The organism is Brevundimonas sp. PAMC22021, assembly GCF_019443405.1.
Taxonomy (GTDB): domain Bacteria; phylum Pseudomonadota; class Alphaproteobacteria; order Caulobacterales; family Caulobacteraceae; genus Brevundimonas.
This window is the reverse complement of the sequence record NZ_CP080376.1, coordinates 1,018,080-1,044,703: the sequence shown is the minus strand read 5'-3', so window position 1 is coordinate 1,044,703 and position 26,624 is coordinate 1,018,080. Positions and strand designations below refer to the sequence as shown.

The 26,624-nt window shown below is 69.0% G+C and carries 22 protein-coding genes; 5 read left to right on the top strand and 17 right to left on the bottom strand.

What is annotated here, in order from left to right; all coding sequences use genetic code 11:
• Positions 1 to 53 precede the first annotated feature (53 nt).
• Positions 54 to 1,208, top strand: coding sequence for a bifunctional 2-C-methyl-D-erythritol 4-phosphate cytidylyltransferase/2-C-methyl-D-erythritol 2,4-cyclodiphosphate synthase (locus KY493_RS05040; protein ID WP_219897882.1), 1,155 nt, complete (start codon positions 54 to 56; stop codon positions 1,206 to 1,208).
• On the opposite strand, the gene KY493_RS05035 is transcribed toward KY493_RS05040, so the two are convergent.
• On the bottom strand, positions 1,193 to 3,478 hold the full coding sequence (locus tag KY493_RS05035; protein WP_219897881.1) for a fused MFS/spermidine synthase: 2,286 nt from the start codon (positions 3,476 to 3,478) through the stop codon (positions 1,193 to 1,195). The genes KY493_RS05040 and KY493_RS05035 overlap by 16 nt on opposite strands.
• A gap of 39 nt (positions 3,479 to 3,517) precedes the next feature.
• Here KY493_RS05035 and KY493_RS05030 point away from each other — a divergent pair, with 39 nt between their 5' ends.
• Both KY493_RS05030 and KY493_RS05025 read left to right on the top strand, forming a co-directional pair.
• Positions 3,518 to 4,012 (top strand): CinA family protein, encoded by a 495-nt coding sequence (locus KY493_RS05030; RefSeq protein WP_219897880.1) that lies wholly within the window; start codon positions 3,518 to 3,520, stop codon positions 4,010 to 4,012.
• Positions 4,009 to 4,275, top strand: coding sequence for a sulfurtransferase TusA family protein (locus KY493_RS05025; protein ID WP_219897879.1), 267 nt, complete (start codon positions 4,009 to 4,011; stop codon positions 4,273 to 4,275). The genes KY493_RS05030 and KY493_RS05025 overlap by 4 nt, the downstream gene beginning before the upstream one ends.
• On the opposite strand, the gene KY493_RS05020 is transcribed toward KY493_RS05025, so the two are convergent.
• The gene (locus KY493_RS05020) at positions 4,217 to 5,146 is read right to left on the bottom strand and encodes a YihY/virulence factor BrkB family protein (RefSeq protein WP_255568045.1); all 930 of its coding nucleotides are present in this window, start codon (positions 5,144 to 5,146) and stop codon (positions 4,217 to 4,219) included. The two genes, KY493_RS05025 and KY493_RS05020, sit on opposite strands and share 59 nt — an antisense overlap.
• 136 nt (positions 5,147 to 5,282) lie before the next feature.
• Here KY493_RS05020 and KY493_RS05015 point away from each other — a divergent pair, with 136 nt between their 5' ends.
• On the top strand, positions 5,283 to 6,653 hold the full coding sequence (locus tag KY493_RS05015) for a diguanylate cyclase domain-containing protein (protein WP_219897878.1): 1,371 nt from the start codon (positions 5,283 to 5,285) through the stop codon (positions 6,651 to 6,653).
• A gap of 13 nt (positions 6,654 to 6,666) precedes the next feature.
• On the opposite strand, the gene mfd is transcribed toward KY493_RS05015, so the two are convergent.
• Both mfd and KY493_RS05005 read right to left on the bottom strand, forming a co-directional pair.
• The gene (mfd, locus tag KY493_RS05010) at positions 6,667 to 10,110 is read right to left on the bottom strand and encodes a transcription-repair coupling factor (RefSeq protein WP_219897877.1); all 3,444 of its coding nucleotides are present in this window, start codon (positions 10,108 to 10,110) and stop codon (positions 6,667 to 6,669) included.
• Positions 10,110 to 10,430, bottom strand: coding sequence for a succinate dehydrogenase assembly factor 2 (locus KY493_RS05005; protein ID WP_219897876.1), 321 nt, complete (start codon positions 10,428 to 10,430; stop codon positions 10,110 to 10,112). Before KY493_RS05005 ends, mfd begins: the two co-directional genes overlap by 1 nt.
• Positions 10,431 to 10,529: 99 nt before the next feature.
• Between KY493_RS05005 and recG the strand changes: the two genes are divergently transcribed.
• Positions 10,530 to 12,617 (top strand): ATP-dependent DNA helicase RecG, encoded by a 2,088-nt coding sequence (recG, locus tag KY493_RS05000; protein ID WP_219897875.1) that lies wholly within the window; start codon positions 10,530 to 10,532, stop codon positions 12,615 to 12,617.
• On the opposite strand, the gene KY493_RS04995 is transcribed toward recG, so the two are convergent.
• The 13 genes from KY493_RS04995 to KY493_RS04930 all read right to left on the bottom strand — a co-directional run bounded on the left by KY493_RS04995 (position 12,618) and on the right by KY493_RS04930 (position 26,426).
• Entirely contained in the window at positions 12,618 to 13,415 is a 798-nt protein-coding gene (locus KY493_RS04995; RefSeq protein ID WP_219897874.1) for an MBL fold metallo-hydrolase, read from the bottom strand.
• A gap of 5 nt (positions 13,416 to 13,420) precedes the next feature.
• Positions 13,421 to 14,206 carry a TatD family hydrolase gene (locus KY493_RS04990; RefSeq protein ID WP_219897873.1) on the bottom strand — a complete coding sequence of 262 codons (786 nt, stop codon included), beginning with the start codon at positions 14,204 to 14,206 and terminating at the stop codon, positions 13,421 to 13,423.
• On the bottom strand, positions 14,206 to 15,186 hold the full coding sequence (locus KY493_RS04985; protein WP_255568044.1) for a DNA polymerase III subunit delta': 981 nt from the start codon (positions 15,184 to 15,186) through the stop codon (positions 14,206 to 14,208). Before KY493_RS04985 ends, KY493_RS04990 begins: the two co-directional genes overlap by 1 nt.
• On the bottom strand, positions 15,183 to 15,821 hold the full coding sequence (gene tmk, locus KY493_RS04980; RefSeq protein WP_219897871.1) for a dTMP kinase: 639 nt from the start codon (positions 15,819 to 15,821) through the stop codon (positions 15,183 to 15,185). The genes KY493_RS04985 and tmk overlap by 4 nt, the downstream gene beginning before the upstream one ends.
• Positions 15,822 to 15,870: 49 nt before the next feature.
• Positions 15,871 to 16,758 carry a septal ring lytic transglycosylase RlpA family protein gene (locus KY493_RS04975; protein ID WP_255568043.1) on the bottom strand — a complete coding sequence of 296 codons (888 nt, stop codon included), beginning with the start codon at positions 16,756 to 16,758 and terminating at the stop codon, positions 15,871 to 15,873.
• Between the two features lie 35 nt (positions 16,759 to 16,793).
• On the bottom strand, positions 16,794 to 17,816 hold the full coding sequence (locus tag KY493_RS04970; RefSeq protein ID WP_255568042.1) for a Gfo/Idh/MocA family protein: 1,023 nt from the start codon (positions 17,814 to 17,816) through the stop codon (positions 16,794 to 16,796).
• A complete protein-coding gene (locus KY493_RS04965) occupies positions 17,813 to 18,766 on the bottom strand; it encodes a zinc-binding dehydrogenase (RefSeq protein WP_219897870.1) in 954 nt (317 codons plus the stop codon). Before KY493_RS04965 ends, KY493_RS04970 begins: the two co-directional genes overlap by 4 nt.
• A gap of 84 nt (positions 18,767 to 18,850) precedes the next feature.
• A complete protein-coding gene (locus KY493_RS14455; RefSeq protein WP_255568041.1) occupies positions 18,851 to 20,956 on the bottom strand; it encodes a bifunctional glycosyltransferase/UDP-glucuronate decarboxylase in 2,106 nt (701 codons plus the stop codon).
• A complete protein-coding gene (locus tag KY493_RS04950) occupies positions 20,953 to 22,044 on the bottom strand; it encodes a glycosyltransferase (protein ID WP_219897869.1) in 1,092 nt (363 codons plus the stop codon). The genes KY493_RS14455 and KY493_RS04950 overlap by 4 nt, the downstream gene beginning before the upstream one ends.
• Complete coding sequence (locus KY493_RS04945; RefSeq protein WP_219897868.1) at positions 22,044 to 23,168, bottom strand: glycosyltransferase; 1,125 nt, start codon at positions 23,166 to 23,168, stop codon at positions 22,044 to 22,046. The genes KY493_RS04950 and KY493_RS04945 overlap by 1 nt, the downstream gene beginning before the upstream one ends.
• A complete protein-coding gene (locus KY493_RS04940; protein WP_219897867.1) occupies positions 23,165 to 24,268 on the bottom strand; it encodes a glycosyltransferase family 4 protein in 1,104 nt (367 codons plus the stop codon). Before KY493_RS04940 ends, KY493_RS04945 begins: the two co-directional genes overlap by 4 nt.
• Positions 24,265 to 25,314 carry an SDR family NAD(P)-dependent oxidoreductase gene (locus tag KY493_RS04935; RefSeq protein WP_219897866.1) on the bottom strand — a complete coding sequence of 350 codons (1,050 nt, stop codon included), beginning with the start codon at positions 25,312 to 25,314 and terminating at the stop codon, positions 24,265 to 24,267. Before KY493_RS04935 ends, KY493_RS04940 begins: the two co-directional genes overlap by 4 nt.
• Positions 25,314 to 26,426, bottom strand: a complete 1,113-nt coding sequence (locus tag KY493_RS04930; RefSeq protein WP_219897865.1) for an NAD(P)-dependent oxidoreductase — start codon at positions 26,424 to 26,426, stop codon at positions 25,314 to 25,316. Before KY493_RS04930 ends, KY493_RS04935 begins: the two co-directional genes overlap by 1 nt.
• Positions 26,427 to 26,624: the final 198 nt, after the last annotated feature.

Here is a 26,624-nt window from a genome sequence, read left to right as displayed (position 1 = left end):
GCCCTCCTTCGCTCCCTCTCGTCAAGCTCGGCCGCGCCGCCTAGAAGGCCGGCATGACCTTTTCAGCCATTGTGGTCGCGGCGGGCTCGGGCTCGCGCGCGGGCGGCGACAAGCAGTATCGGACGCTGGCGGGCAAGCCGGTCGTGCGCTGGTCGGTGGAGGCGCTGCTGAACGCCGGCGCCAGCGAAATCGTGGTCGTTGTCGCGCCGGGCGCCGAGGCGCGCATGGCGCAGGCGCTGGACGGCCTGGCGGGATGGAGAAATGTCGCCGGCGGGGTCGAACGCGCGGATTCCGTACGCGCGGGCCTGGCGTCGCTCGCCTGCGCGCCCGATGCACCCGTGCTGATCCACGATGCGGCGCGCCCGCTTCTGTCCCGGGACATCACCGAGGGTTTGATCGGGGCGCTGGACCACGCCGACGGCGCCCTGCCCGCCCTGCCCGTCGCCGACAGCTTGCGTCGAGCGGACGCGGAGGGGGTGATCGCCGGGGCCGTGGATCGCGCGGGTCTGTGGCGCGCCCAGACGCCCCAGGCGTTCCGACGTGGCGTGATTGAGCGCGCCTACGCCGCCTGGACCTCGTCCGAGCCGCCCACCGACGAAGCCTCCGTGGTCCAGGCCGCGGGCGGAACCGTCCGGCTGATCGACGGCGACCCCCGCCTGCTCAAGCTCACCTATCCCGAGGATTTCGCCATGGCCGAGGCCCTGACCCCCCGCCAGACCCGCGTCGGCTCCGGCTATGACGTGCATCGCTGGGGACCGGGCGGCTCGGTGTGGCTGTGCGGGATCGAGGTGCCGCACGACCAGACGCTGATCGGTCACTCCGACGCCGACGCCGGCCTGCACGCCCTGACCGACGCCATCCTAGGCGCCCTGGCCGAGGGCGACATCGGCGATCACTTCCCGCCCAGCGATCCCAAGTGGAAGGGCGCATCGTCCGACCAGTTCCTGCTGCATGCCGCCGGCATGGTCGCGGATCGCGGCGGCCGCATCGTCAATGTGGACGTGACCCTGATCTGCGAGCAGCCCAAGGTGAAGCCGCACCGCCTCGCCATGCGCGAACGGATCGCTGACCTGCTTCAGCTGCCGCTGGGCGCCGTCAGCGTGAAGGCCACAACCTCAGAAGGGTTAGGCTTCACCGGGCGGAACGAGGGCCTGGCGGCCCAGGCCGTGTGCTCGATCGACCTGCCCGCGCCTCAGCCCGCCGCATAGCGCATCTGGCGCAGCAGCGAACCGAACAGATTGACGTAGTCGTCGGTCCACGGTCGCACCTCGGTCGGCGCCAGCGTCCGCCAGCGCGGATCGGCGCGGAAGGACGCGAGCCCCGCCTCCGTCGGCGCGATCACAAGCGCCTCGGTCGAGGCTTCGGACATGTCGGGGCCGGCCGGGTCCTCGATGAAGACCTGGTGCAGGCTGGGCGCGTTCAGCGCACGCGCCGCCGCCGAGGCCGGTAGCGTGATCTCCAGGTTTCGATTGGACAGGTGCAGCACCACCGCCCCGTCCGGCCGCAGCAGCCGAAGATAACCGGCGATGGCCTCGGTCGTCAGAAGGTGGGTCGGCACGGCGTCCGACGAGAAGGCGTCGATGACCAAGAGGTCGTATGATCCAGCCGGCTCCTGGTTCAGCGTCAGCCTCGCGTCGCCCAGCACCGTGCGCACCGGTCCATCCGCGCAGTCCGAGATAAAGGTGAACCAGCGCGGATCGCGCGACAGTCGGTCCACCATCGGGTCGATCTCGAAGAAGGTCAGCCGATCCTGCTCGCGCTTGTAGGCGGCCATGGCGCCGGAGCCCTGCCCCACCACGCCGATGTTGGCGCCGTTCGGCCGCCGCTCCTGGATCTTCAACGCCGCCTGCCCCAGCGGCGTGCCTGTGGCGTAGTAGAGCGTCGGCGAACACCGCGAGACGGGCGAGGTCGGCTGGGCGCCGTGCAGCGTCGTGCCGTGCATGAGAACGTGAACGTCGCCGCCCAGACGCGCGTCATAGGTCGTCGCCACCCGCATGACGCCAAAGAAGCTGCGCTCAGACAGGTCCCACTCATAGCCGCGCGCGATGTGGTGCGCCGAGGCGGTCAGCATGGCCAGCATCAGGGTGAACACCGGCGCGCGGTCCCGCACCAGAAAGGCGCAGATGGCGCCTAGGCCGAACACCAGCTGCGAGATGTGGATCAGCGCCTGGTTGCTGAGCACCGCCCGGATGTCCGGCTGATAGCGGATGATCTCCAGCGCGATCGGCGGGGTCAGGATGATGACGGCGCCGAGTGCGATCGCACCGATCTCGACGCGGCTGAGCGGTCCCTTCTCCCAGGGCCGCGCCAGGCCCACGAGCACCAGCACCAGCGGATATTCCCATACTGTGTTGAACAAGACCGGCGCCAGCAGGGCGTTGAACGCCCCGCCCACGACGCCGCCCAGCGACAGCAGCAGAAAGAACTCGGTCAGCCGATCCGGCGCGGGTCTCCGCTGCGCCAGACGCTGGTGGCACAGCAGGGCGATGAAGAAGAAGGCCAGCAGGTGCATGCCGAAGAGCACCACCCACTCGCCCGTCTTGAACGCCGCCATGCTGACCACTGCGGCTCCCAGTGCGGCCGAGAGGACCAGAGTCGTCTCAAACGCGATGATCGGCCTGGCTGAAAAGGCGATCACGAAGGTCAGCAGATACAGCGCCAGCGGCGCCACCCACAGGAACGGCGCCGAGGCCACATCCACCGACAGGTGCGCCGTCACCCCGAGCATCAGGCTGGAGGGCGCCGCCGCCAGCAGCACCAGCACGCCCTTATCGCGCCAGGGGATCGGCGCGGTGGACGCCAGACGAGCAGGCTCGGTCGCGGCGATCTCTCGCCGGCGCCAGATCGCCGCGCCCAAGACCCCGACCATGACCACGAACAGGCCATAGCCGCCGCTCCACCCCCACCGCTGGTCCGACAAGGCCGCCAGCGGCTCAATGATGACCGGATAGGCGAGCAGGGCCAGGAAGCTGCCGAGGTTGGAAGCGGCGTAGAGGACGTAAGGGTTGGCCCCGTCCGCATGACCTGCCCGCAGACGCGCGAACCAGGCCTGAAGCAACGGCGCCGTCGCCGACAGAACCGCGAAGGGCGCGCCGACCGACAGCGCCAGCGTCGCCAGCAGCCAGACGATGGGCGCATTCGGATCGGGATCGCCCAGCACGCCGCTGATGCTCAAGGGCAGGAACAGCGCCGCGAGCAGCAGAAGCGCCAGATGCACGCCGGCCTGCACCTTCAGCGAACCGATCCGCTGCAAGGCATGGGCATAGGCATAACCGACCAGCAGCGCCGCCTGGAAGAACACCATGGAGGTGTTCCAGACCGATGGCGACCCGCCCAGCATCGGCAGCACCAGCTTGGTCACCATCGGCTGGACGGTGAAGACCAGAGCCGCCGAGGTGAAGATGGCGACGGCGAACAGGACGCGGGGCCGCGATCCCTGATTGCGCGCCGGTGCTGGAGAAAGGGCCGCGTTGGTCATGAGGCTGGTTAGACCGGATCGGCCCGGATAAGAAAGGCCATGACGCCGCACGACATCGAAGCTCTCGCCCGTCGCGTGATCGAGGCGGCCACGGCCAAGGGCCTGATGCTGGCCACGGCCGAAAGCTGTACCGGCGGCCTGGTCGCGGCGGCGCTGACCGGGGTTCCTGGATCGTCGGCCGTGGTCGATTGCGGCTTCGTCACCTACAGCAACGCCGCGAAGTCCGAGATGCTGGGCGTGCCCGCCGAGCTGATCGAGAGCCAAGGCGCGGTGTCCGAGCCGGTCGCGCGCGCGATGGCCGAGGGCGCGCTTCGGCGCTCGCAGGCCCAGGTTTCGGTCGCCGCGACGGGAATCGCAGGGCCGGGCGGCGGTTCGCCGGACAAGCCGGTGGGACTGGTCCACTTCGCCGCCGCGGGACCGACCGGCGTCGTGCACCATGAGGCGCGGTTCGGCGACATTGGCCGCGAGCGCGTGCGACAGGCCAGCGTCGACCAGGCGCTTCGGATGCTGGCCGAGCGGATCACCGCCTCGTGAGTTCGCCCGTCGTCGTCGACGCACGCGGTCACGCCTGTCCCGTGCCAACGCTGAAGCTGATGAAGGCGATGCGAGACGCCCTTCCCGGCGACCGCCTGGTCCTTTTGGCCACCGATCCGATGGCCAGGGTCGATGCGCCCCACCTGACGGCTCAGCGCGGCGGCCGCACCCTGTCGGTTAAGGAGGATGCAGGCGTCCTGACCATCACGGTCGAGTGCGGCGCTCCCGAGCCTGCGCCAGGTGTTCTCGCGCCGGGAAGCTGACGACGGCGCCTGTGGGATCGCGAGTGTTCCCAGCCGCCCGCGCCTTGGCGATCTCCATCTCGGTGGCGAAGGCGCCGCCGTAGAAGACGGCGTTGACGTTCCACGACAACCAGATCAGCAGCACCACCACCGCGCCGACCGAGCCATAGGTCGCTCCCAGCGGCGCGATCTGCTCCACATAGATGGCGCACAGCCAGGACGACACGACCGACATCAGGGTGGCGACCGAGCCTCCGACCACCGACGGCAGCCAGGCCACCGGGGTCCGGTGGCTCATGGCGTAGCGGTAGAGCAGCGTCAGCCCGATCACGAGCCCCACGGACGGCGCCACGGCGTCGAAGAAGACGCCCAAGCCCAGCAGCGGCCGCTCGCCCGAGGCATGCCCCATGATCCGCAGCGTCACCACCGATCCCGACACCACGGTGAACAGCACAAAGGCGAACACGGCGACAAAAAAGGCCAGAAGGTTGAACTTGAAGAAGCCATGCGGCTCCGTCTCGTCGTGGATCAGGTTCAGCCCAGCCAGCAGCGCCTTGAACCCCCGGTGCGCCGCATAGGCCCCGACCAGCACGGCGAACGCGCTCTGGGCCGACACCGTCCGGGCCGAGGCGTTGGCCAGCCGGCCGATCTCTTCGCGAAAGATTCCCTGCGCGGCGTGCGGCATCAGCTCGGCCAGGGCAAAGGCCTGCTCGCTGACCTGTCCGATCGACAGCACCGCCTTGTAGAAGCCGATCAGAATGGCGACGGCCGGAAACACCGCCAGCAGCGCGAAGAACGACACCCCGCCCGTGTAGAGCATGACGTCCCGACCCCAGCTGCGGGCAAAGGCCCGGCCGGCCAGCCGTGCGGCGTCCCCTAGTCCAAAAAGCAAGCTGGTCCCCGCGAGATGCGCAACAGCCGGACAAACTAGCGCAATTCGGCCCGTCGCAAACCCTTGGGGACATTTTGGCCGCGGGCCGGACGTGGCATTGCTTCGTAAAGGAAGCGCTCGGTATGCTGACGCTCAGATGCCGCCCGCCAAGTCACGGACAACCACCAGATCGATCGAGGCCTCCGACATCGAGAGCCCGCCTGCGAGCGCGCGCGTCCTGGTGCTGACGGCTGCGGATCGCCTGGCCGATCTGGCGCATGGGCTGGACGGCCTCGGCTGGCGCACGCTGATGTCCGACAGCGTGGAAGGCGCCGCCGTCGCGCTCGCCGACCTGCCGCTGGAAGCCGCCATCGTCGATGCGGCGCTGCTGGCGCCAGGCGTGATCGCCACCTTTCGCGCCGCCGCCGAGCCGCGCCGTCTGCCGGTCGTGGTGATCGGGACCTCGGAAGATGCGGCGGTGGACGCCGATCTCGTCATGTCCACCGCGCCGCATCCGGCCCAGGCCGCACTGCGGCTTGAGCAACTCGGCCGCGCCGCCATCGCCGAGGAAGAATTTCATCTGCGCCGGCTGACCTTTGCCGAACGTGGCGAACCGTTGGGCCGGGTCGAAGACGAGGCGACCGGGCCCTTGCGCATCCTGGCGGCCGGCGCCGCGGACCGACGTTTCCTGGCTCTCGCCAATGCGCTCTCGGCCGGCGGCGCCGAGGTGGTGGCGGCCCCCACCCCCTACACCGCCTTCGACTATCTGCACGAAAGCGCGTTCGATGCGGCGGTGCTGTGGGGCGCCGACGATCATGCCCCGGCGTTGTCGATCGCCTCGGGAATGAAGCGCAACACCCGCCTCTATCATATCCCGCTGGTGCTTTACCTGCGCGGCCAGGCCGAGATCGATCTCGGCGAGCTGTATCAGCGGGGCTTCGCCGATGTCGCGGCTTCCGACACGCCGGAGGACGAGACCGCCGGCCGCATCCTCGGCCTGGCCCGCACCCACCGCCGTCAGCAGGTCACGCGGCGCGCGCTGGACGGCGCGCGGGGTTCCGGACTGACCGACGCCTCCACTGGCCTGTTCACGCCGCAACTGTTCGCCGCGCATCTGACACGCGTCGCCCAGGCCGCCCGCCTGCGCCAGCGCCCGCTGTCGGTCTGCGTGCTGCGAGTGCGTCAGAGCGACAGCGTGCTGGCGTCTCGCACCGGCGGCTGGCTCGATCGCGCCCTGCCGCAGATTGGGGCCATGGTGTCGCGACTGGTGCGAGTCGAGGACACCGCCGCCCGCCTCGCGCCCGAGGTCTTCGCTCTCGCCCTGCCCGCCACGCGCGCGGGCGAGGCGCGGCTGGCGGCGGAACGGATCGCGGCGGTGATCGGCTGCACCGCCTTTGACGCCGGTCCCGACCGCTCGCCGTTCGTGGTCGATTTCGACGTCGGCTGCGCCCAGATCGGCGTGGGCGAAAACCCCGCGGCCCTTCTGGAACGCGCCTCGGCCGACCTCTACGCCCGCTCTCCGCGCTAGGCGGACCCGACCCTTAGGCCGAGGCCACCCGCGCCAGGTCCGAAGTAATCCGCTCCGCCACCTTCAACCGCTCTTCGGGCTTGGCCCAGTCGCCGGTGACGACGATCTTCTGGTCCGGCCGAATCTTCCAGAAGGCGTGGTTCTTCTGGATCAGTCCGACCAGCCCCGCCGGATTGGGGAAGCTGTTGTCGCGCAGCGTCAGCACCGCCCCCTTCGGGCCGATGTCGATCTTCTCGATGCAGGCCTTACGGCAGTTGGCCTTGATGCCGACGATCCGCAGCAGCTGCTGCGCCTCGTCCGGCAGAGGTCCGAAGCGGTCGATCAGCTCGGCGGCCAGCGCCTCGCGATCCTCCGCCTGCTCGGCGTCGGACAGCCGGCGATAGAGGCTGAGGCGCACGTTCAGGTCCGGCACGTATTCCTCGGGGATCAGCACCGAGGCGCCGACGTTGATCGACGGCGACCAGCCGCGATCCACCGCGCCCTCGCCCTTTTCCTTCAGCTCTGCGACCGCGTCTTCCAGCATCTGCTGGTAAAGCTCGACGCCCACTTCGCGGATGTGGCCCGACTGCTCGTCGCCCAGGAGGTTGCCGCCGCCGCGCTGGTCCAGGTCGTGGCTGGCCAGCTGGAAGCCGGCGCCGAGGTTGTCCAGCGATTGCAGCACCTGCAGCCGACGCTCGGCCGACAGCGTCATCGGCTTCTTGGGATCGGTAGTCAGATAGGCGAAGGCCCGCGCCTTGGACCGCCCGACCCGTCCCCGGATCTGATACAGCTGCGCCAGGCCGAACATGTCGGCACGGTGCACGACCAGGGTGTTGGCCGTCGGAATATCCAGGCCGCTTTCGACAATGGTGGTCGAGACCAGAACGTCGTATTCGCCGTCGTAGAAGGCGCTCATCACCCCTTCCAGCTGGGTCGCGCTCATCTGGCCGTGACCGACAACGAACTTCACCTCCGGGACCTGCTCGCGCAGGAATCGCTCGATGTCCGGCAGGTCCTTCAGGCGCGGCGCGACATAGTAGGCCTGGCCGCCGCGATACTTCTCCCGCAGCAACGCCTCGCGCACCAGCACCGGGTCCCAGGGCGTCACATAGGTCCGCACCGCCAGACGATCGACCGGCGGCGTCGCGATGATCGACATCTCGCGGATGCCCGTCAGCGCCATCTGCAGGGTACGCGGGATCGGCGTCGCGGTCAGCGTCAGGAGGTGCACGTCGGCGCGCAGCGTCTTCAGCTTCTCCTTGTGCTTGACGCCGAAGTGCTGCTCCTCGTCGACGATCACCAGGCCCAGGTCGCGGAAACCCACCTGTTCGGCCAGCACCGCATGGGTGCCGACCACGATCTCGACCGAGCCGTCCTTGAGACCCGCCCGCGTCTCGTTGGCCTCCTTGCCCGTCACCATGCGCGACAGTTGACGGACCTTGACGGGCCAGCCGGCGAATCGCTCGGTGAAGGTCTTGAAGTGCTGCCGCGCGAGCAGCGTCGTGGGCGCCACGATCGCCACCTGCTGGCCCGTCATGGCGACCACGAATGCGGCGCGCAGCGCCACCTCCGTCTTGCCGAAGCCCACGTCACCGCAGATCAGCCGGTCCATCGGCACGCCCTTGCCGAGATCCTCCAGCACGTCGCCGATGGCGTTCAGCTGGTCGTCGGTCTCTTCATAGGGGAATCGCGCGCAGAACTCGGCGAAGAGACCGGGCGGCGGCGTTACGGCGTCGGTCTGGCGGAGCGCGCGCTTGGCCGCCAGCGCGATCAGGCCCTCGGCCATGGCGCGCAGCCGCTCCTTGGCCTTGGCCTTGCGCGCCTGCCAGCCCGCCCCGCCCAGTCGGTCCAGCTGCACCCCGTCGGCGTCCGTTCCGTAGCGGGTCAGCAGGTCGATGTTCTCGACCGGCAGGTACAACTTGCTTTCACCGGCGTAGAGCAGCTCCAGGCAGTCGTGCGGCGCCTGCTGGATGTCCAGCGTCTTCAGCCCTTCATAGCGCCCGATGCCGTGGTCCAGGTGCACCACCAGGTCGCCGGTGGTCAGGGCCGAGGCCTCGGCGAGGAAGTTCGACGCCCGGCGCTTCTTCCTGGGCCGCGCCAGCCGGTCGCCCAGGATGTCGGTTTCGGAGATGACGGCGATTTCGTCGGTGACAAAGCCATGCTCGACCGGCAGCACGCCGCGCAGATAGATGCCCTCAGGCGCCGCCTGCACGTCCGCCCAGTCCCTTACCGCCACCACATGCTGCAAGCCGTGGTCCGACAGCATGGCTTGAAGCCGTTCGGACGAGCCTTCAGTCCAGGAGGCGAACAGCACCCGCCGCCCGTCAGCCTTGAGAGCTTCTGCGTGCTGGGCCACCGCCTCGAACAGATTGACGCTGTCCTGCGACCGCTCGGCGGCGAAGGTGCGGCCCAGCCGCCCTCCGGCGTCCTCGGCCCCGCCCGCGAAAGGCGTGAACCGCCGGACGTTGCGGCCGGCCAGCGCGCCGTTCCAGTCGCCCTCGCTCAGATAAAGCTCGCCCGGCGGCAAGGCCCGGTTCGCGGCCGCCGCGCCCTTGGTCTTGGCCGCTTCGCTGCGGGCGTCGTAGGCGTCCGCCGTCAGGTCCCACCGCTCGGTGCGCGCCGCCTCGACCTGGTTGTCCAGGAACACCGAGGCATCGTCAGGCAGATAGTCGAACAAGGTGTCCAGCCGGTCGTAAAACAGCGGCAGCCACTGCTCCATGCCCTGACGCCGCGCGCCCTCGCTGATGGTCGCGTACAGCGGATCGTCGCCGGGCGCGCCGAACAGCTTCAGATAGCCGGTACGGAAGCGCGAAATCGCGTCCCGGTCCAGCAAGACCTCCGACACGGGCGCCAGCGACACGGCGGTCATCTGACCCGTCGATCGCTGCGTCTCCGGATCGAATGTGCGGATCGATTCCAACTCGGAGCCGAACATGTCCAGGCGCACCGGCTCGTCGAAGCCCGGGGGGAAGACGTCGATCACCCCGCCGCGCACCGCGAACTCGCCGCGCTCCGAGACGGTGGAGGCCCGCACATAGCCGTTGGCGGCGAAGTAGCGTTCCAGCGCCTGGGTATCGAGATCGCGCCCGACCTTGGTCTCGAAGCCGGCGGCCGTAGTGACGCGCTTCGGAGGCGTGCGCTGGGTCGCGGCGTTGACCGTCGTGACCACCAGCAGCGGGCCGTCTGAGGCCTTGCGCCCGGCCAGGCGGGTCAGGGTCGCCATCCGCTGCGCCGACACGCCCGCGGTGGGGCTCAGCCGGTCGTACGGCAGGCAATCCCACGCCGGATATTCCAGCACTTCAACGTCTTGCGAGAAGAAGCGAAACGCCTGGATAAAGGCGGCCGAACGCCCGTAATCCCGCGCGACGAACAGGCCCACTCCGCCGCCCTTCAACCGGTCGGCGACGATCAGGGCGTCGAGGCCCTCCGGCGCGCCGCCGAGGTCCTGATCCGTGCGATGCTGAACCTGCACGTCCATCAGCCGGCTCCCTTTGCGACTTCCGCCGCCACATGCGCGCGCATGAAGGCGCGGATCTTGGCCATCAGCGCGTGGTCGTGTTCCGCCGGGGTCGGCTCCCGCTCGATGATCCAGCCGTAGAGAAACTGGTCGTCTTCGTTCAGCAGCACCTCGAACGCATCCAGTTCATCGTCGCTCAGGCTAGGGCCCACCTGGTCGGCGAACGGACCCAACACCAGGTCGGCCTCGCGGAAACCGCGCCGCCAGGCGCGAAAGCTGATCCGGCCCAGCCTCTGGCTTTTCAGGTCGTTGGTGTCGGGACGCGCGTCGATGTCGGCCACAAGAATCCTTGCCCGGTCGGGTCTGCAATCTGAAGCGGTCAGATAGCGGCTTGCGATGCGCTTCGCCAGCGCCGCCGGTCTCGCTATGTTCCGCTCACCATGCGCCCCCCGATTCTCTTTCCCCTGTTCGCCGAGGTGACCAGCCTGAAGGGCGTGGGTCCGCGCATGGCGCCCCTGGTGCAGAAGGTCGCCGGGCCGCTGGTGCGCGATCTTCTGTTTCTGTCCCCTACGGGCGTGGTGGTGCGTCGCCCGATGACCGCCGCCGATGCGGTGGAGGGGGAGTACGGCATCTTCGAAGTCACGGCCGATCGCCTGTTCACGCCCGGCCGGCCAGGCGCGCCGCTCAAGGTCCGCACGTCCGACGACACCGGTTTCGTACATCTGATCTGGTTCGGCGGCTCGCCCCAGCACATCGACCGTCTGTTGCCGCGCGGCGAGCGGCGGATCGTCTCCGGCAAGGTCGAACGCTTCAACGGCGAGGTGCAGATCCCGCACCCCGATGTCGCAACCCCGGACAAGGCGAGCGACATACCCGCCGCCGAGCCGACATATCCCGGTACTCAGGGCCTGACCTCGCGTCAGGTGCGCCGACTGATCGGCGGAGCACTCTCGACCGCGCCTGAGCTGCCCGAATGGCAGGACGCCGCCTGGCTGCAGTCGCGCCGCTGGCCCGGCTGGCGCGCGGCGCTGGAGGCGGTGCACGCTCCAACGAGCGAGGCCGACCTGTCGCCGGAGGCGCCCGCCCGCCAGCGGCTCGCCTTTGATGAACTGTTCGCCCATCAGCTGGCGCTGGCTCGCCGCCGCCGCGCCCGCCTGATCCACACGGCGCCTCTGATCACGCCCGGCGAGGCGTCTCGGCGGTTGGAGTCGGCCCTGCCCTTCACGCTCACGAACGCCCAGGCCCAGGCCGTTGCGGAAATCCGCCGCGACCTCGGCTCCGGTCAGCAAATGGGCCGGCTGCTGCAAGGCGATGTCGGCTCGGGCAAGACCGCCGTCGCCGCCCTGGCGCTTGCGGACACGGCGTCCAGCGGCTTTCAGGGCGCGCTTATGGCCCCGACGGAAATCCTGGCCCGTCAGCATTATCAACGACTTGCTCCCATGTTCTCCGACGCGGGCGTCACCGCCGTGCTGCTGACCGGCCGCGACACGGCGGGCGAGCGTCGCGAGCGGCTGGCGGCGCTGGCCAGCGGCGAGGCCCAGGTCGCCATCGGCACCCACGCCCTGTTCCAGGACGCCGTGCGCTTCGATCGGCTCGCCCTGGCGGTGATCGACGAGCAGCATCGCTTCGGCGTCAATGAGCGTCAGAGACTGCAAGCCAAGGGCGATCCGCGCCTCGGCGCCGTCCACCTCCTGACCATGTCCGCCACGCCGATCCCGCGCACACTGGAGTTGACCCAGTACGGCGAGCTGGAGGTCAGCCGCCTGACGGAGAAGCCGCCCGGCCGCACGCCCGTGACCACCGCCGTCCTGCCGCTCGCTCGCATCGGAGAGGTGGCGAAGCGCCTGAAGGCGGCCATAGACGCCGGCGCCCAGGCCTACTGGATCTGCCCGCTGGTCGCGGAGTCGGAGGCGACCGACCTTGCGGCAGCGGAGGCGCGCGCCGCCGACCTGCGCCGCATCCTGGACGTGGAGGTGGGCCTTGCGCACGGCCAGATGCCCGGCGCCGAGCGCGAGGCGGTGATGGCGGATTTCGCCGACGGCCGCCTCCCGCTGCTGGTCGCGACCACCGTGGTCGAGGTCGGCGTGGACGTGCCCAACGCCTCCATTATGGTGATCGAGCACGCCGACCGCTTCGGTCTTGCGCAACTGCACCAGCTGCGCGGTCGGGTCGGCCGCGGCGCCAAGGCCAGTTCCTGCATCCTGCTATACGGCGGCCAGGATGGCGCGCTTGGAGAGACGGCCAAGGAACGGCTGGAAACGCTGCGTCGCTCTGAGGACGGCTTTGAAATCGCGGAGGAAGACTTCCGTCTGCGCGGCGGCGGCGACCCCCTGGGGCTGCGTCAGAGCGGCTTCCCCGCCTATCGCTTCGCCGATCCGGTGCGGCATCGCTCGCTGATGATGGCCGCGGCCGACGACGCTCGTCTGGTGCTTGGCCGCGACCCCGACCTGACGTCCGAACGCGGGCACGCAATCCAGGTGCTGGAAGAGCTCTTCGACTGGAAAGGCCATAAGGCCGGCGCCGACTGATCAGCCGATCGTCAGGCTCCATCCGTCATAGGCGACTTCCACGTTCGCTGGAACGATCGCCGACAAGGCGTTGTAATCCATGTCGATGTGCAGGTTCGTCAGCAGCGCGCGCTCCACGCCCGAACGCGCGATCCAATCCAGCGCGCGATCAAGATGCGCATGTGTGGGATGCGGTGTGTATCGCAGCGCATCGACGATCCACAGCCGGCAGCCCCGCACCGCCTCCAGCGCCGCCTCGTCCAGGTCCGACACGTCGCTGGAATAGGCCACGTCGCCCAGTCGATAACCGACCGAGCGGATCGGACCGTGCCCCTGGTCGAAGGTGACGACCGGAATCGACCCGCCCGCGCCCTCGACGCTCCACGGCTCTCCATGCGGCGGGATCAGGCGCGCATCCAGCAGCGGCGGATAGCCGAACTGGCTCTCGAAGATGTAGTGAAACCGGTGCGTCAGGGCCGTATGGGTCGCCGCATCCATCCAGGCCGGAATGCGGCTCCTCGCGCGTGTGGCGAAGGTGCGCAGGTCGTCGATGCCGTGCGTCTGGTCGGCGTGGTCATGGGTATAGAGCACCCCGTCGATGTGGCGGACGCCCGCGCTCAGCATCTGCTCGCGCAGGTCGGGCGAGGTGTCGACCAGGACGTTGGTGACGCCCTCCCCACCCGTTCGCCGGACAATCATGGAGCAGCGCCGGCGTCGGTTCTTCGGCTCGGCCGGATCGCAGTCGCCCCAGTCGCCGTCGCCGCGCGGCACCCCGCCGGACGATCCGCAGCCCAGGATCACGATCTCCAGCGCGCTCAAGCTCTTCAGGCCTCCGGACGGGGAATGCGGTCGAACAGGGAGAAGAAGGCGTCGGTCGTCCGCCGGTCCGCCTCCTCCAGGCTCCAGCCCCTGATCTCCGCCAGCTTCTGAAGGACAAGGCCGATATAGGCGGGTTCGTTCCGGCGGCCCCGATGCGGCACGGGCGCCAGATACGGGCAGTCCGTCTCCACGATGATCCGATCGCCCGGCATGTCGCGGACCAGCGCCCGCACCTCTTCCGCCGCCTTGAAGGTCGCGATGCCGGAAACCGAGAACCACGCCCCCATATCCGCCGCCTGCTTCGCCAGCTCGGCTCCGCTGGTGTAGCAGTGCATCAGCATCCGGAACGGCCCGTGCGCATGCTCCTCGCGCAGGATGTCGGCCATGGCGGCATCCGCCTCGCGCGTGTGGATGACCAGCGGCAAACCGGTCTCGCGTGCGGCCGCCACGTGTTGGCGAAACACCTCGGCCTGCAGCTTGCGCGGACTAAAGTCGTAGTGGAAATCCAGCCCGCACTCGCCGATCCCCACCACCTTCGGCCGATCCGCCAAGTCGATCAGAGTCCGGGCAGAGAGGTCCGCGTGATCCTTCGCCTCATGCGGATGAACGCCGACCGTGCACCAGATGTCGTCGTGCGCCGCGGCCAGCCCGTGGGTCGCCTCGAAGGTGGAGAGCCGGTCCGAAATCTCGACCATCAGCTTGACGCCCGCCTCGCGCGCGCGGGCGATCACCGCATCGCGGTCCTCGTCGAACTGGGGTGCGTGCAGATTGACGTGACTGTCGATCAGCATCAGCCGAGCGCCTTTGTCTTGCGCAGATCATGCAGGGCGCCGGCCAGCACGTCGGCCCGGTCCAGGTTCAGCCCGGCGGTGCGGTCCGGCAGGACGCTGAGCCGCTCCCACAGCTCGGCCCACCGGTTGGCCGAACCCGCCGGACTGTTCAGGGCGCGCATGCGCACCGCTGCGATCAGCCGATCCATCAGGGTCTCGAACCGTTCGGCGCCGTCCGCGCCGCGGAACTTGTCGGCGATCGCCATGGCCTCGGCGCGATCGGCGTCCGCGCCCTCGACCCAGCCCCGCGCCAGTTGATCCATCTCGAAGGTGGCGCCCGACGCCAGCGCCAGAGCCGCCCCGGGCGAGCCGCCCGCCATGGCGGCGGCGTGTTCCGCGTCCTCCCGGTCTGCGCCGGTCCTGTCGCGCACAAGGCGTTCCAACCGATCCTGCGGCCACGACGGCAGGGTCACGCGCCGACAGCGCGACCGGATGGTGGCCAGCAATCGGCCCGGCGCATGGGTGACCAGGAACAGCACGCCACGCTCAGGCGGCTCCTCAAGAACCTTCAGCAAGGCGTTGGCCGAGTTCAGGTTCAGGTCGTCCGCCGCATCGATGATGGCCACGCGATAGGCGGCCTGCGACGGGCTCTTGGAAAAGAACTCCGGCAGTTCGCGCGCCTGATCGACCGAGATCGACTTCTTCTGCTTGCCGCCCTCGATCGCCCGCTCCAGCACCAGCAGGTCCGGATGCGCCCGGGCCGAGATCAGCCGGCTGACCGGGTCCTGCGGACTGGCGCCCAACGGCCCCCTCGCCGGATCGGCCTGCGCCCCCAGCAGCCGCCGCGCCGCGCGATAGGCGAAAGTCGCCTTGCCCGTCCCTTCGACCCCGCACACCAGCCAGGCGTGATGCAGCCGCCCTCGCGCCAGGGCGTCCAGAAAGGCCTCTTCCGCCGCCGGGTCAGGCAGCAGGTCAAAGCGGTCGCGCGGATGCTCGCTCACAGCAGCCGGCCCTCGACCGCAGCCCACACGCGCGCCTCGACTTCCTCCAGCGTCCCCGCCGCATCGATGCGGACGCAGCGTTGCGGATGCGCCTCGCATATGCGGAGAAAGCCTTCGCGCAGCCGCTGGTGGAACTCCACGCCCTTGGATTCGAAACGCGTCTCGAACAGGCCGCGCCCGAATGCGCGCTCCAGACCCACGTCGACCGGCAGGTCGAACACGAGCGTCAGGTCCGGCTGGTCGTCGCCCACCACGCCCCGGTCCATCTGCTCGATGAAGTCGGGCGCCACGCCGCCGCCCGCGCCTTGATACGCCCGGCTGGAATCGGCGAAGCGATCGCAGACGACCCAGTCGCCGGCCGCCAGCGCCGGGCGGATGGTGTTTTCCAGATGATCCGAGCGAGAGGCGTACATCAGCAGCGTCTCGGTCACCGGCGACCAGTTCTCGGCGTCGGAGGCCACCACCAGATTGCGGATGATCTCGGCGCCCCTGGAGCCGCCGGGTTCTCGCGTGCGGATCACGCCCTGCCCTCGCCCTGCAAGAACCGGCGCGAGCCGCGCCATCAGCCTGCCGACCTGCGTCGACTTGCCGGCGCCCTCGCCGCCTTCAAACGTGATGAACCTGCCCCGAGTCACGCCGGGCACAATGGCGCGTGCGATCAGAAGGGCAAGCCCGACCGTCTGCTTATCGCGTGGATATCAGGGAAGCATCTGCATAGCCGCGCGCCACAACCGACTGGCGGGCAGCCTCGGCGGCGTTGGCGTCCGGCCAGGGTCCGACCAGCACGCGGTACAGCTCGCGGCCGCCGACGTTGGCCGCGCTGACGGAAGCGGGCGCTCCGATGCCCTCGGCCATCAACCGCGCCGGCAGCGGATCGCCGAACGATCCCGCCTGCACCCAGAAGGTCGATGGCGGCTCGGGCAGCGCCGGCGCCGGGCGCGGGATCGACCTCGCCGCGGGCGCCGCCGCCTGCAACAGCGGTCCTCCGCCGAGACGCGGCGCACGGCCCAGGTAGCGCACCCGCACCTCGCCCACGCCCTTGCCGATCAGGTCCAGTTGCTCGGCGGCGCCCCGCGACAGATCGATGATGCGGCTGTCCACGAACGGGCCGCGGTCATTGACGCGCAGGACGACGCGGCGGCCGTTGGTTAGGTTCGTCACCTCCACCAGGCCGGGCAAGGGCAAGGTCTTGTGGGCGGCGGTCAGCGCATGCATGTCGAACCGCTCGCCGGTCGCCGTCGGTCGCCCGTTGAACTGATCGCCGTACCAGGAAGCCAGACCGACCTCGTCGTAGCCGGGCTGCTCCTCCGGCCGATACCACCGCCCCTTGATCTGATACGGCCGCATGGTGCCGGTGACGATCGGCGCGGGATCATCGACGACCGGCGGCGCGGTCGCGGCGATCACCGCCGGCGCGCTCCCGCCCCGCTCCCCGCCCACGCTGGCGCAGGCGGCCAGAAGCGAGAACAGGCCGAGGATCAGCAGCCCGCGCAGGCTCTTGCCGAAGCCGAATCTCGATGTCGGAGCGGTAAGTACGATCGCATTCGCCATGGCCGCCAGCGTGGCCCGCAAACGCTTCCATTCTGGTTAACCGAAACTTGCCGGCGTCAGACCCGGTAGATGCGATCCAGCACGTCGGCGACCTCGACCAGGCTGCGGATCGACGGATCGAACCGCTCGCCCGCCGCCAGCCGGCGGGCCCAGTCGGCGGCGGCGCGTCCGCCCCAATCCTCCGGCGGCGCCGCCAGCACCTCGCGGGCCGTGCCGCGAAACCGTTCGGTCGTGAAGTCGTAGAAGGAGCCGCCGACGTTGCGCATCTCGACCCCGCCGCCCGATCCATAGAGGGCCGCCGAGATCACCGCGTCCTGACCCGCCGGAAGCTTCCACGAACAGGCCAGCCGCACCACCGCTCCACCCTCCAGCACAAGAGTGGCCACCGCATAGTCCTCGGCCTTGTCCCGGCTGGTGAGCGGCTGACCTTCGCTGAACAGGTGCGAGGTCACGTCCACGACCTTTGGCGAACCCAGCAACCACAGCGCCAGATCGACCAGGTGCACCCCCAGGTCCATGACGCAGCCGCCACCCGAGAGCGCCGGATCGTAGAACCACGGCTTGTCCGGGCCATAGGCGTTGTGAAAGGTCAGGTCGACCGCATGGACGTGACCCAGCTCTCCGGCCTGCAGGAGTTCGCGGATTCGCTGCACGCCGTCGGTGAGGCGATAGGACAGATCGACGCCCAGCAGCCGGTCCGCCGCTTGCGCCGCGCCGATGGCGGCCTCCGTCTCCGCCCGGTTGCGACCCAGCGGCTTCTGGCAGAAGACGGCCACGCCCCGCTCCAGCGCCCGGATCGTCTGTTCGGCATGCACCGCGCTGGGCGTGGCGATCACCAGGCCGTCGAGGTCCTGCGCCAGCAGCGCATCGAGATCGGCTACGCGAACCGCATCGGGCGCCAAAGCCTGAGCGTCCGCCACCGCGCCGTCGAAGGGATCGGACACCGCGACGGCGTCGATCAGACCGGTCTTCAGCATGTGCTCCATGCGATGCCGGCCGATCCAGCCGACGCCAAGGAAGCCGATCCGCAGGCGCTGCGTCGTGACCTCGCCAGGCCGTTCGATGGCTGCGTCGGTCACAGTGTCACCAGCGCCTTCAGGAAGCCATCCGGCCGGTCGCGCGTGGCGTCCAGCGCCTCGCCGAGGCGATCCAGCGGGTAGGTGTGGCTAAGCAGCGGCTCGATATCGAGGCGACCCGACGCCACCGCCTCCACCGCCTCGCGCACGCCTTGCGCATAGACCGCAGGGTCTCGCTCATGCGCGCTGGCGATGTCGAAGCCGCGCCAGTTCCACAACTGCATGTTCACCTGGCGCGGGCCGTCCTGATGATAGCCGGCGATGACCAGCCGCCCGCGCTCGCGCGTCAGCTCGGCCGCCAGATCCAGCGGCCACTGCTTGCCGATGGCCTCGATCGTCACGTCGCAGAACACGCCGCCGGTCAGTTCGCTGACCCGATTGATGATGCCGTAGTGATCCTCCAACGGGATCGTCTCGGCCGCGCCCATGCGCTTCGCCAGATCGAGCGAGAACGGACGGCGGGAGATGGCGATGACCCGCGCGCCCGCTTCCGTGGCCAGTCGCGTCAGCACCGCGCCCAGAAAGCCAATCCCGACGATGGCCACCGTCTGACCGGCCTTGATCTCGGCCCGGCGGAAGATGTTCATGGCGCAGCCCAGCGGCTCGCCCGGGAATGGCTTGCCGGCCAGTTCCGGCGGCAGCTTCACCACGGCGGCCTCATCCGCGACGTCGTATTCCGCAAAGCTGCGGTGCGACAGGGCCGCGACACGGTCGCCGACGCTGACCTGCGTTACGCCCTCGCCCACCGCGTCGACCACGCCCCAGCCTTCGTGGCCCAAGCCGCCGGGCTCGGTCGGAAAGGTCATCCACTCCGGCCCCGCCCACGGCGTCAGATTGGAGGCGCAGACGCCGCAGCCTTCCAGACGCACGCGAACCTGCCCGGCGCCGGGCTCGGGCCGCGCGACGTCCCGGACCTCCATCTCGCCGGGGCCCGTCACGACTGCAGCACGCATGGTCGTCGTCCGATCAAGAACATCGGTCATAATCTACGCTTTCCGGTATTGTTCGGCCGAACGCGCCGCCTTGTCGTTTTCAGCTCAGGCGCCGACCGCTTCGGGCAGCGGATCGTTGCGCAGGTGCCCGGCCTCGGCGTCGAACCAACGCGCGGTGAGGCGCAGCCCCTCTTCAAGCGGGGTGGCGGGGCGCCAGTCCAGCACTTCGGCCGCCTTGTCGATGTCCGGGCGGCGACGGCGCGGATCATCGATCGGCAGCGGCCGGCGCACGACCTGAGAGCGCGAGCCGGTCAGCTTCAGCACCGTCTCCACCAGTTCGTTGACGGTCAGCTCCACAGGGTTGCCCAGGTTGATCGGTCCCGGCTGCGCCCCCTCATAGGCCATCAGCGCGATCAGCCCGCCCACCATGTCGTCGACATAACAGAAGGAACGCGTCTGGCTGCCGTCGCCGAAGACGGTGATGTCGCGCTCGCTCAGCGCCTGGCTGACCACGTTCGACACGACGCGCCCGTCGGCGGCGGACAGTCGTGGGCCATAGGTGTTGAAGATGCGGCACACCCGAACCACGGCCTTGCCCATCCGATCATAGTCGAAGGACAGGGTCTCGGCCGCCCGCTTGCCCTCGTCGTAACAGGCCCGCGGGCCGGTCGGATTGACGTTGCCGCGATAGGTTTCCGGCTGCGGATGCACCTCCGGATCGCCATAGATTTCGCTGGTCGACGTCAGCAGGAAGCGCGCGTTCGTCCGCTCGGCCAGCCGCAGCAGGTGCAGGGTGCCCATGACGCTGGTCAGCATCGTATGCTCGGGATCGGCCTGGTACAGCGGCGGCGAGGCCGCGCAGGCCAGATTGTAGATCTCGTCGAACTCGCGCTCGGCCAGGCTGGCGGGCAAAGGTTGGACGATGTCGTGGTGGATGAACTCGAAGTTCGGCCGGTTCCGGGCGTGCTCCAGATTGGCCATGTCGCCGGTCAGCAGGTTATCGACGCAGACGACCCTGTGCCCCTGATCCAGTAGACGGTCGCACAGGTGCGAGCCCAGGAACCCTGCGCCACCGGCGACGAGGATGGTCTTGGCGGCATGCGGGGCGGCGAACGGGGTCTGCATCGGTCGTTCCTGACGGATCATGTCTTTGCGTCGAATGGCGGCGGCCAGTTCACGCTCCAGAGTCTGTGCCCGATGAACGGGCGTATGGGCGGCAAGGATGCGGCGACGTGCGGCCGCACCCATGGCGCGAGCCTGCTCATCTGACGCCGAAAGCGCCGCCTCCACATCTTCAAATGATCGGGCCAGCACGATCTCTTCGCCCGGAGTGAACAGCTGGTCGAGGCCTTTCCAAACGTCGGAGATCACGGGCGTCGCGCAGGCCGCAGCCTCGAACAGGCGGATCGAGGGGCTGTGGCCCGCTTCGATCATGTCGGCGCGCGTGACGTTCAGGGTGAAGCGGCTGGCGTTGTAGAAGGCAGGGTGGTCGGCGGGCGCGAGGTGTTCGATGCGCTCGACGTTCGCCGGCCAGTCGATGTCGGTGGGGTACTGGGGTCCCGCCACCACGAAGCGCCGCTCCGGCATGCGACGCGCCGGTTCGATCAGCAGACGCTCCAGCGTCGGCTGACGGTCTTCGCTATAGGTTCCGAGATAGGACAGGTCCCACCGCTTGGCCGTTTCCAGCGGACGGTACGCTTCCGGATCGGCCGAGCAGAACAGCGCCCGCGCCGCCGGCGATCCGAACTCGCGCTCGAGCCGCTCCAGCGTCGGGCCGCCGGTGAAGGAGAAGTAGACGTCGTATTCCGAGATCTGCTCGGGTCCGAGGTATTCGCGGTCTCCCCTCGCCAGACGCGCCAGGGTGACCGGCGTGTCGATGTCGTAGAAGGCGACGGGTCCGCGCGCCGCCGCCTTTGCCCAGCGCCCGACCGCCACGCCGTCCGGCACATAGGAGCCGATGATCACCGCGTCGGCGCCATGCACCACGCCGGCGAACCGTTTGAGGTCCTGCAGGTCCTGGTAGAAGTGCAGCCTGCAGAAATCAGGCTCCGGCAGGTCGCGATGATCGCCCGCGTACCAGGCAACCTCCCGCTCCAGGAACAGGATGTCGTGCCCGCGCGCCGCCATGGCCTTCAGCAGGGCGCGATAGGTCACCGCATGACCGTTGCCCCAGGAGGAGGCCAGGCTGAGACCGAGGACGACGATCCTCATGCCGCCGATCTCTCGCGCCGCTCGTCCAGAAGCGCGCGGAACAGGGCGTCCGCCTCCTCCGCCCGCTGCGCATAGGTGTGGTCGCGCAGCACGCGCTGGCGCGCCGCCTCGCCAATGGCGCGGGCGCGCTCGGGCGTCAGGCGCTTCAGATGCTCGGCCACTTCGGCGCCGTCGCGGGCGACCAGCACCTCCACGTCGGGCTCCAGGAACTGCTCGATGCCTTCCCACCAGTCGGTGATCAGACAGGCGCCGGCGCCGGTCGCCTCGAACACGCGGGTGGCGGGCGAGAAGCCCACTTCGGCCATGCTGTCGCGCGCCACGTTCAGCACCGCCAGCGGCGAGCCGTTGAAGGCGTTGTGATCGCCCGTGCCGACGTGGCCCAGTGTGCGCACATTGGCCGGCATCGGCTTGTCATGCCAGCCGTTGCCCCCCAGCAGGAAGGTGCGGTCCGGCAGCATGGCCGCGGGCTCCAAGAAGAAGCGCTCGATCCGCGCCTCCCGGTCCGGCAGTCGGTTGGCCAGAAGCGCGAGATCGACGCAGAACCGCGTCTCCTTCTCGACCGGATGGTGGGTCGTGGGATCAAGCGCATTGTAGATCGGCCGGCACGCCCGCGCGCCCACGGCCAGGTACGCCTCGATCACCGGAGGCCCGCCGCCATAGGTCAGCACCTGGTCGATGCCGGGCAGCGCCTTCTTCAACGCGTGCTGCGGATCGGCGCGCATCTCGGCCAAGGTCGCCGGCGCGTCCACGTCCCAGAAGATGGTCAGCGCATCGGGCCGCGCATGGTCGAACACGCCCAGCAGTTCGTCATCGAACACGCCGACGCCCGACGCCTTGACCACCACGTCGGCCTCGGCCGCGCGCGTCATCACCTGACGACAGGCGTCCAGCGAGTTCTCCCACACCACGACCTCCGCCCAGTCCGGGGGATCGATGTCGCGGTGCTGCTGCCGGTCAAAGGCGTCCGGTTCGAAGAAGACGATCTCCCAGCCGCGCTTGGCCAGTTCGCCCAGCATGCCGCGGTAATAGGTGGCCGCGCCGTTCCAGTATGCGCTGAGCAGGCTGGAGCCGTAGAAGGCGATTTTCATCAGGCGGTCTCCAGCGCTGGCTGCGCCGAGACCGAGACGCCGTTCAGCCGCTCGTACACTGCCAACAGCTCATCCACCCTGTGCGTGCAGGTGTGCCGGGCGCGAACGGTCTCGAGCCCCTTCGACGTCAGCGCCTGGCGCAGAGCGGGATCCTTCTTCAGGTCGGTCAGGGCCTGCGTGATCGCCTCACCCGAGCGCGCCATCAGGAAGTCCTCGCCCACGGTGAACAGGCCCTCGCTATCGCTCCACGGCGCGCTGACCAGCGGGATGCCGCAGGCCAACGCCTCGAACACGCGGATGGTCGGAATGCCCGGTAATTGTTCGACATAGAAGCGACGCGGCACGTGCACCGTGGCCAGGTGGCGGGCGAAGGCGGCGGGCGCCGCCGCATTAGCCATCCAGCCATGATAGCGCACGCCGTAGCGGCTAAGCGTCGCCAGCGCCTCGGCCGGATAGCGAACCCCATGGATGTCGAGCATCAGCCCCGCGTCATGGGCCGGCTTGAAAAGATAGGTCTCGAGCTCGCGCGTGCGCTCGCCGTCACCCCAGTTGCCGATCCAGATCAGGCCGTCGCGCGAGCCTTCCTCGCCCGGCGGGTGGAACAGTCGGATGTCCGCCGCCTCGTGCCAAACGAAGACGCGCCCCTCCCAGCCCCAGCGGCGGTAGACCTCCGCCAGCGTCTCTCCGAACGCCAGCACGCCGTCGTAGCCCGACAGGTCGAACGCCTTGATGCCCTCGGGCTCGCTGACGGCGCGGTGGTGGGTGTCGTGGAACAGCAGGGTAAAGCGCCCGCCCCGCGCCCTCGCCTCGCCGACGGCCGCGACCAGGGCCGGATCGTTCCACTCGTGCACCAAGACCAGATCGGCGCCGTCGAGCGCCCGGTCGAGATCGGCTGGCGGATTGAACCTTTGGCTCGTCAGTTCAGGATAGGCGGCGCGATAGGGCTGAAGCCCATCCACGCCATGGTCGCGCACCAGGTTCTCGCGGCTCCAGGCGTCGCGCGGCTCCCACACCGCCGCTTCGTGTCCACGCGCGATCAGGTCGCGCAGGACGCCCCTCAGGAAGTGGGCGTTGCCGTGGTTCCAGCAGGACTCAAGCGAGTGGGTGAAATAGACGACCTTCACGCCGCGACCTCCCGCATCGGGGCGCCGGCCGCCATCGCTTCAATGTAAACGGCCATCGTGCCATCGGCCGACGCTTGTAGCGTGTAGAGCTGCGCCCGCGCCCTCGCCTTTCTGGCCAGTCGAGACCGCTCGGCCGGGTCCGACGCCAAGGCATCCAACACCCGCGCCGCTTCAGCCTCGTCGCGTGGAGACACAAACATTGCCGCACCGTCCCAGAGCTCGCGGAAGGTTGGGATGTCCGACAGCACCAGGGCGCATCCCGCCTGCGCCGCCTCCAAGACGCCCAGTCCGAACGGCTCATAGAGCGCCAGCGAGGCGAAGACCGCCGTCTGGTTCAGCCGCTCCGCGAGCGACGCCGCGCCCAGGTGGCCGAGGCTCTCGATATGCGAAAGCGTGATCGTCTCGCCGTGAGGGCCGGTGACGGCGCCCGCCGCCGCCACGGGCGTGCGCATCCGCGCGGCCGCGCGGTCCAGAGCCGCCACGTTCTTGCCCGAGTCCCACAGCCGTCCGGAGGTGAGCACGCCCGAGCGCCGTCCGCCAGGAGCCAGGCGCGCCGATCCACGACCATTCAGAACGGCCGCGGGATCGACGCCGTAGCGCGCTGAGGTGGCGTCCCGAAAGCTCCGGCTGGGCGCGATCAGGGCGTCGCACGCCGCATAGCCCCGCGACAGCAGCTCGGTCCGCCACAGGAAGTCCGACGGCATCTCCCCACCCTTGACTGCGCTCCACCAGGTGGCGAGGCACGAATGGCACGAGCCGATGACAGGCACGCCGAAATCCGCCTCCGCCGACAATGACGGGGCGTGCAGGTGCGCCACGTCCACGCCGGCCTCGTCGGCGAACCGCGCGATGGCTTGGCCCGAGCGCACGATCTCGGCGGCGCCCACGCCCCACCAGTCGAGCGGGAAGCCCGTTTGGATCATGGTCAGGCCGACCTGGCGAACCTCGGCGCGCTGGGCGGGTCCAGGCTCCGGCCCAATGACGGCCAGGGTCGTGCGCACGCCATGATGCGCCAGGCCTCGCGCGAGATCGAGGGAATAGGTCCAGACCCCTCCGACCGCATCGGTGGTCAACAGGACATGGCCCGGCCGGCGCTTCATGCCGCCGCCGTCTGCTGCGCCGGCGAGGCTCGTTCGGCCCGGAGCCACGTGGCGAGCTCGGCCACACCCTCACGCCAGGCGATGGGCGCATCCAGTCCCAAGGCCTCGTGCGCGGCCGAAGCGTCGGCGACGAAGTATCGCTGGTCGCCGGCGCGCCAGTCCTCGAAGGCGACCGAGACGTCACGGCCGATCAGACCCTGCATGTGCCCCAGCAACTGCCGCAACGACACCGCATTCGACGGCCCGCCGCCCAGGTTGAAGGCCCGTCCGCTGACCTGCTCGATCCGCTCCCAGGCCGAGACATAGGCCTGAACCGCATCGCGGACGTGCATGATGTCGCGCACCTGGCGCCCGTCGCCGTAGAGGGTGATGGTGTCGTTATCCAGCCCGCGGATCAGGAAATGGGCGACCCAGCCCTGGTCCTCGGTCCCCATCTGGCGGGGGCCATAGATGCAGCTCATCCGCAGCACGCAGGCCGGCACGTCGAAGGAACGGGCGTAGTCCAGCACATACTGGTCCGCCGCCCCCTTGGAGCAGCCATAGGGCGTATGGAAATCCAGCGGCCGCCGCTCGTCGACGCCGCGTTCCCGGAACGACTGATCCACCGGCGCCCAGGCGCCGTCGCGGAGTTCAAGCGCGATGTCGGCGAGATCGCCGTAGACCTTGTTGGTGCTGGCGTAGATCACCGGCACGCGCCGACCACGCGCCGCTTCCAGCAGGTTCAGCGTACCGGCCAGGTTGATCTCGAAGTCCTCGCGCGGATCGACCAGGCTGGTGGTCACCGCCACCTGGGCCGCCATGTGGAAGACGACGTCGGCCTCGGCCACGGCTTGAGCAGCCGCGGCCTCGTCGCGGATGTCGGCGTTCAGATGCCGCACCCGATCCCCGTGGCGCGACAGCAGCCAACTCAGATTCCGCTCGACCCCCGGTCGCGCCAGAGTGTCCATCACCGTGACCTGACACCGGTCGCTCGCCAACCGGTCGGCGAGGTTCGAGCCGATGAAGCCGGCCCCGCCGGTGATCAGAACGTGCCCCCCACGAGCCATCAGGCGACCAGACCCCTGGCTTCCAGCTCGCGCCGAGCCTCGTCCACCTTGTCGTGCGACTCCTGTCTGGCCACCCACTCCGCCAGCTCCTCCAGCCCCGCCGAGAAGTCCTGCGTCGCCTCATAGCCCAGCAGATCGCGCGCCTTCGACAGATCAGGGATGTTGTGGCGGATGTCGCCCGCCCTCGCCTGCTGGGTGATCAGCGGCTGAATGTCCGAGCGGCCCATGGAGGCCGCCTGCAATCTGGCTACGTCTTCCACCGTGCGATCGACGCCCGAACCGATGTTGAACACCTCGCCATTGGCTTCCGGCTTGTCCATGGCCAGCAGGAAAGCCTTGGACACGTCCGAAACATGCACGAAGTCGCGGCGTTGCTGCCCGTCCTCGAACACCATCGGCTGCTGGCCGTGCGAGATGCGTGAGGCGAAGATCGCCAGGACTCCGGTATAGGGGTTCGACAGCGCCTGACCCGGTCCATAGATGTTCCACAGCCGGAGAGCACAGCTTTCCATGCCGTACTGCGCCGTCAGCGTCAGGGTCAGGCGTTCCTGCACATACTTGTTGATGGCGTAGACGCTCTTCAGCGCCGGCTGCTTGGTTTCCGGCGTGATCATGGGGATCAACGGACGTCCCTGTGCGTCCTTGGGATCCCAGGTGCCGTCGGCGTTGCGCGGGCCGCGCACCACGTCCTGCATCAGCTCGCCGTCCTGCGTCTCGTACAGGCCCTCGCCGTAGATGCTCATCGACGAGGCGACCACGACCCGCTTCACCGGATTGTCGATCAACTGCTGGAACAGCACCGCCGTGCCGTACTCGTTGACCGAGGTGTAGCGGTCGATCTGGTACATGCTCTGGCCGACGCCGACCTCGGCGGCGAGGTGCAGCACCTTGTCCACGCCCTTCAGCGACTGGCGAACCTTGTCCTCGTCGCGGATGTCGCCGACGATCAGCTCCACCTCAGGGTCGAGGTCGTCCGGCCGTCCGCCGCCGGAGTGGACCTGCTCGATCAGGCTATCGAGAGCACGCACCTTGTGACCCTGCTCCAGCATCGCCCGGGCGACATGCCGGCCGACGAACCCCGCGCCGCCGGTGATAAGAACTGTGTCCGCCACGGGGACCTCCGAAACGTGAATTCGTTGTCGCCTTTCTTTCCGCACGCGTTCGGCCATCGGCCTTGCGCAAGCTCTGGAAATCTGGTGACTTCAGCCATCTGAACGGCTTAGCTTCATCTTAGTTCCGGAAGAAGATGAAGCTCCTCGGCCGAGCGCATCTAACCGTCACGCATCGTTTGTATGCGGATCGATGGAACC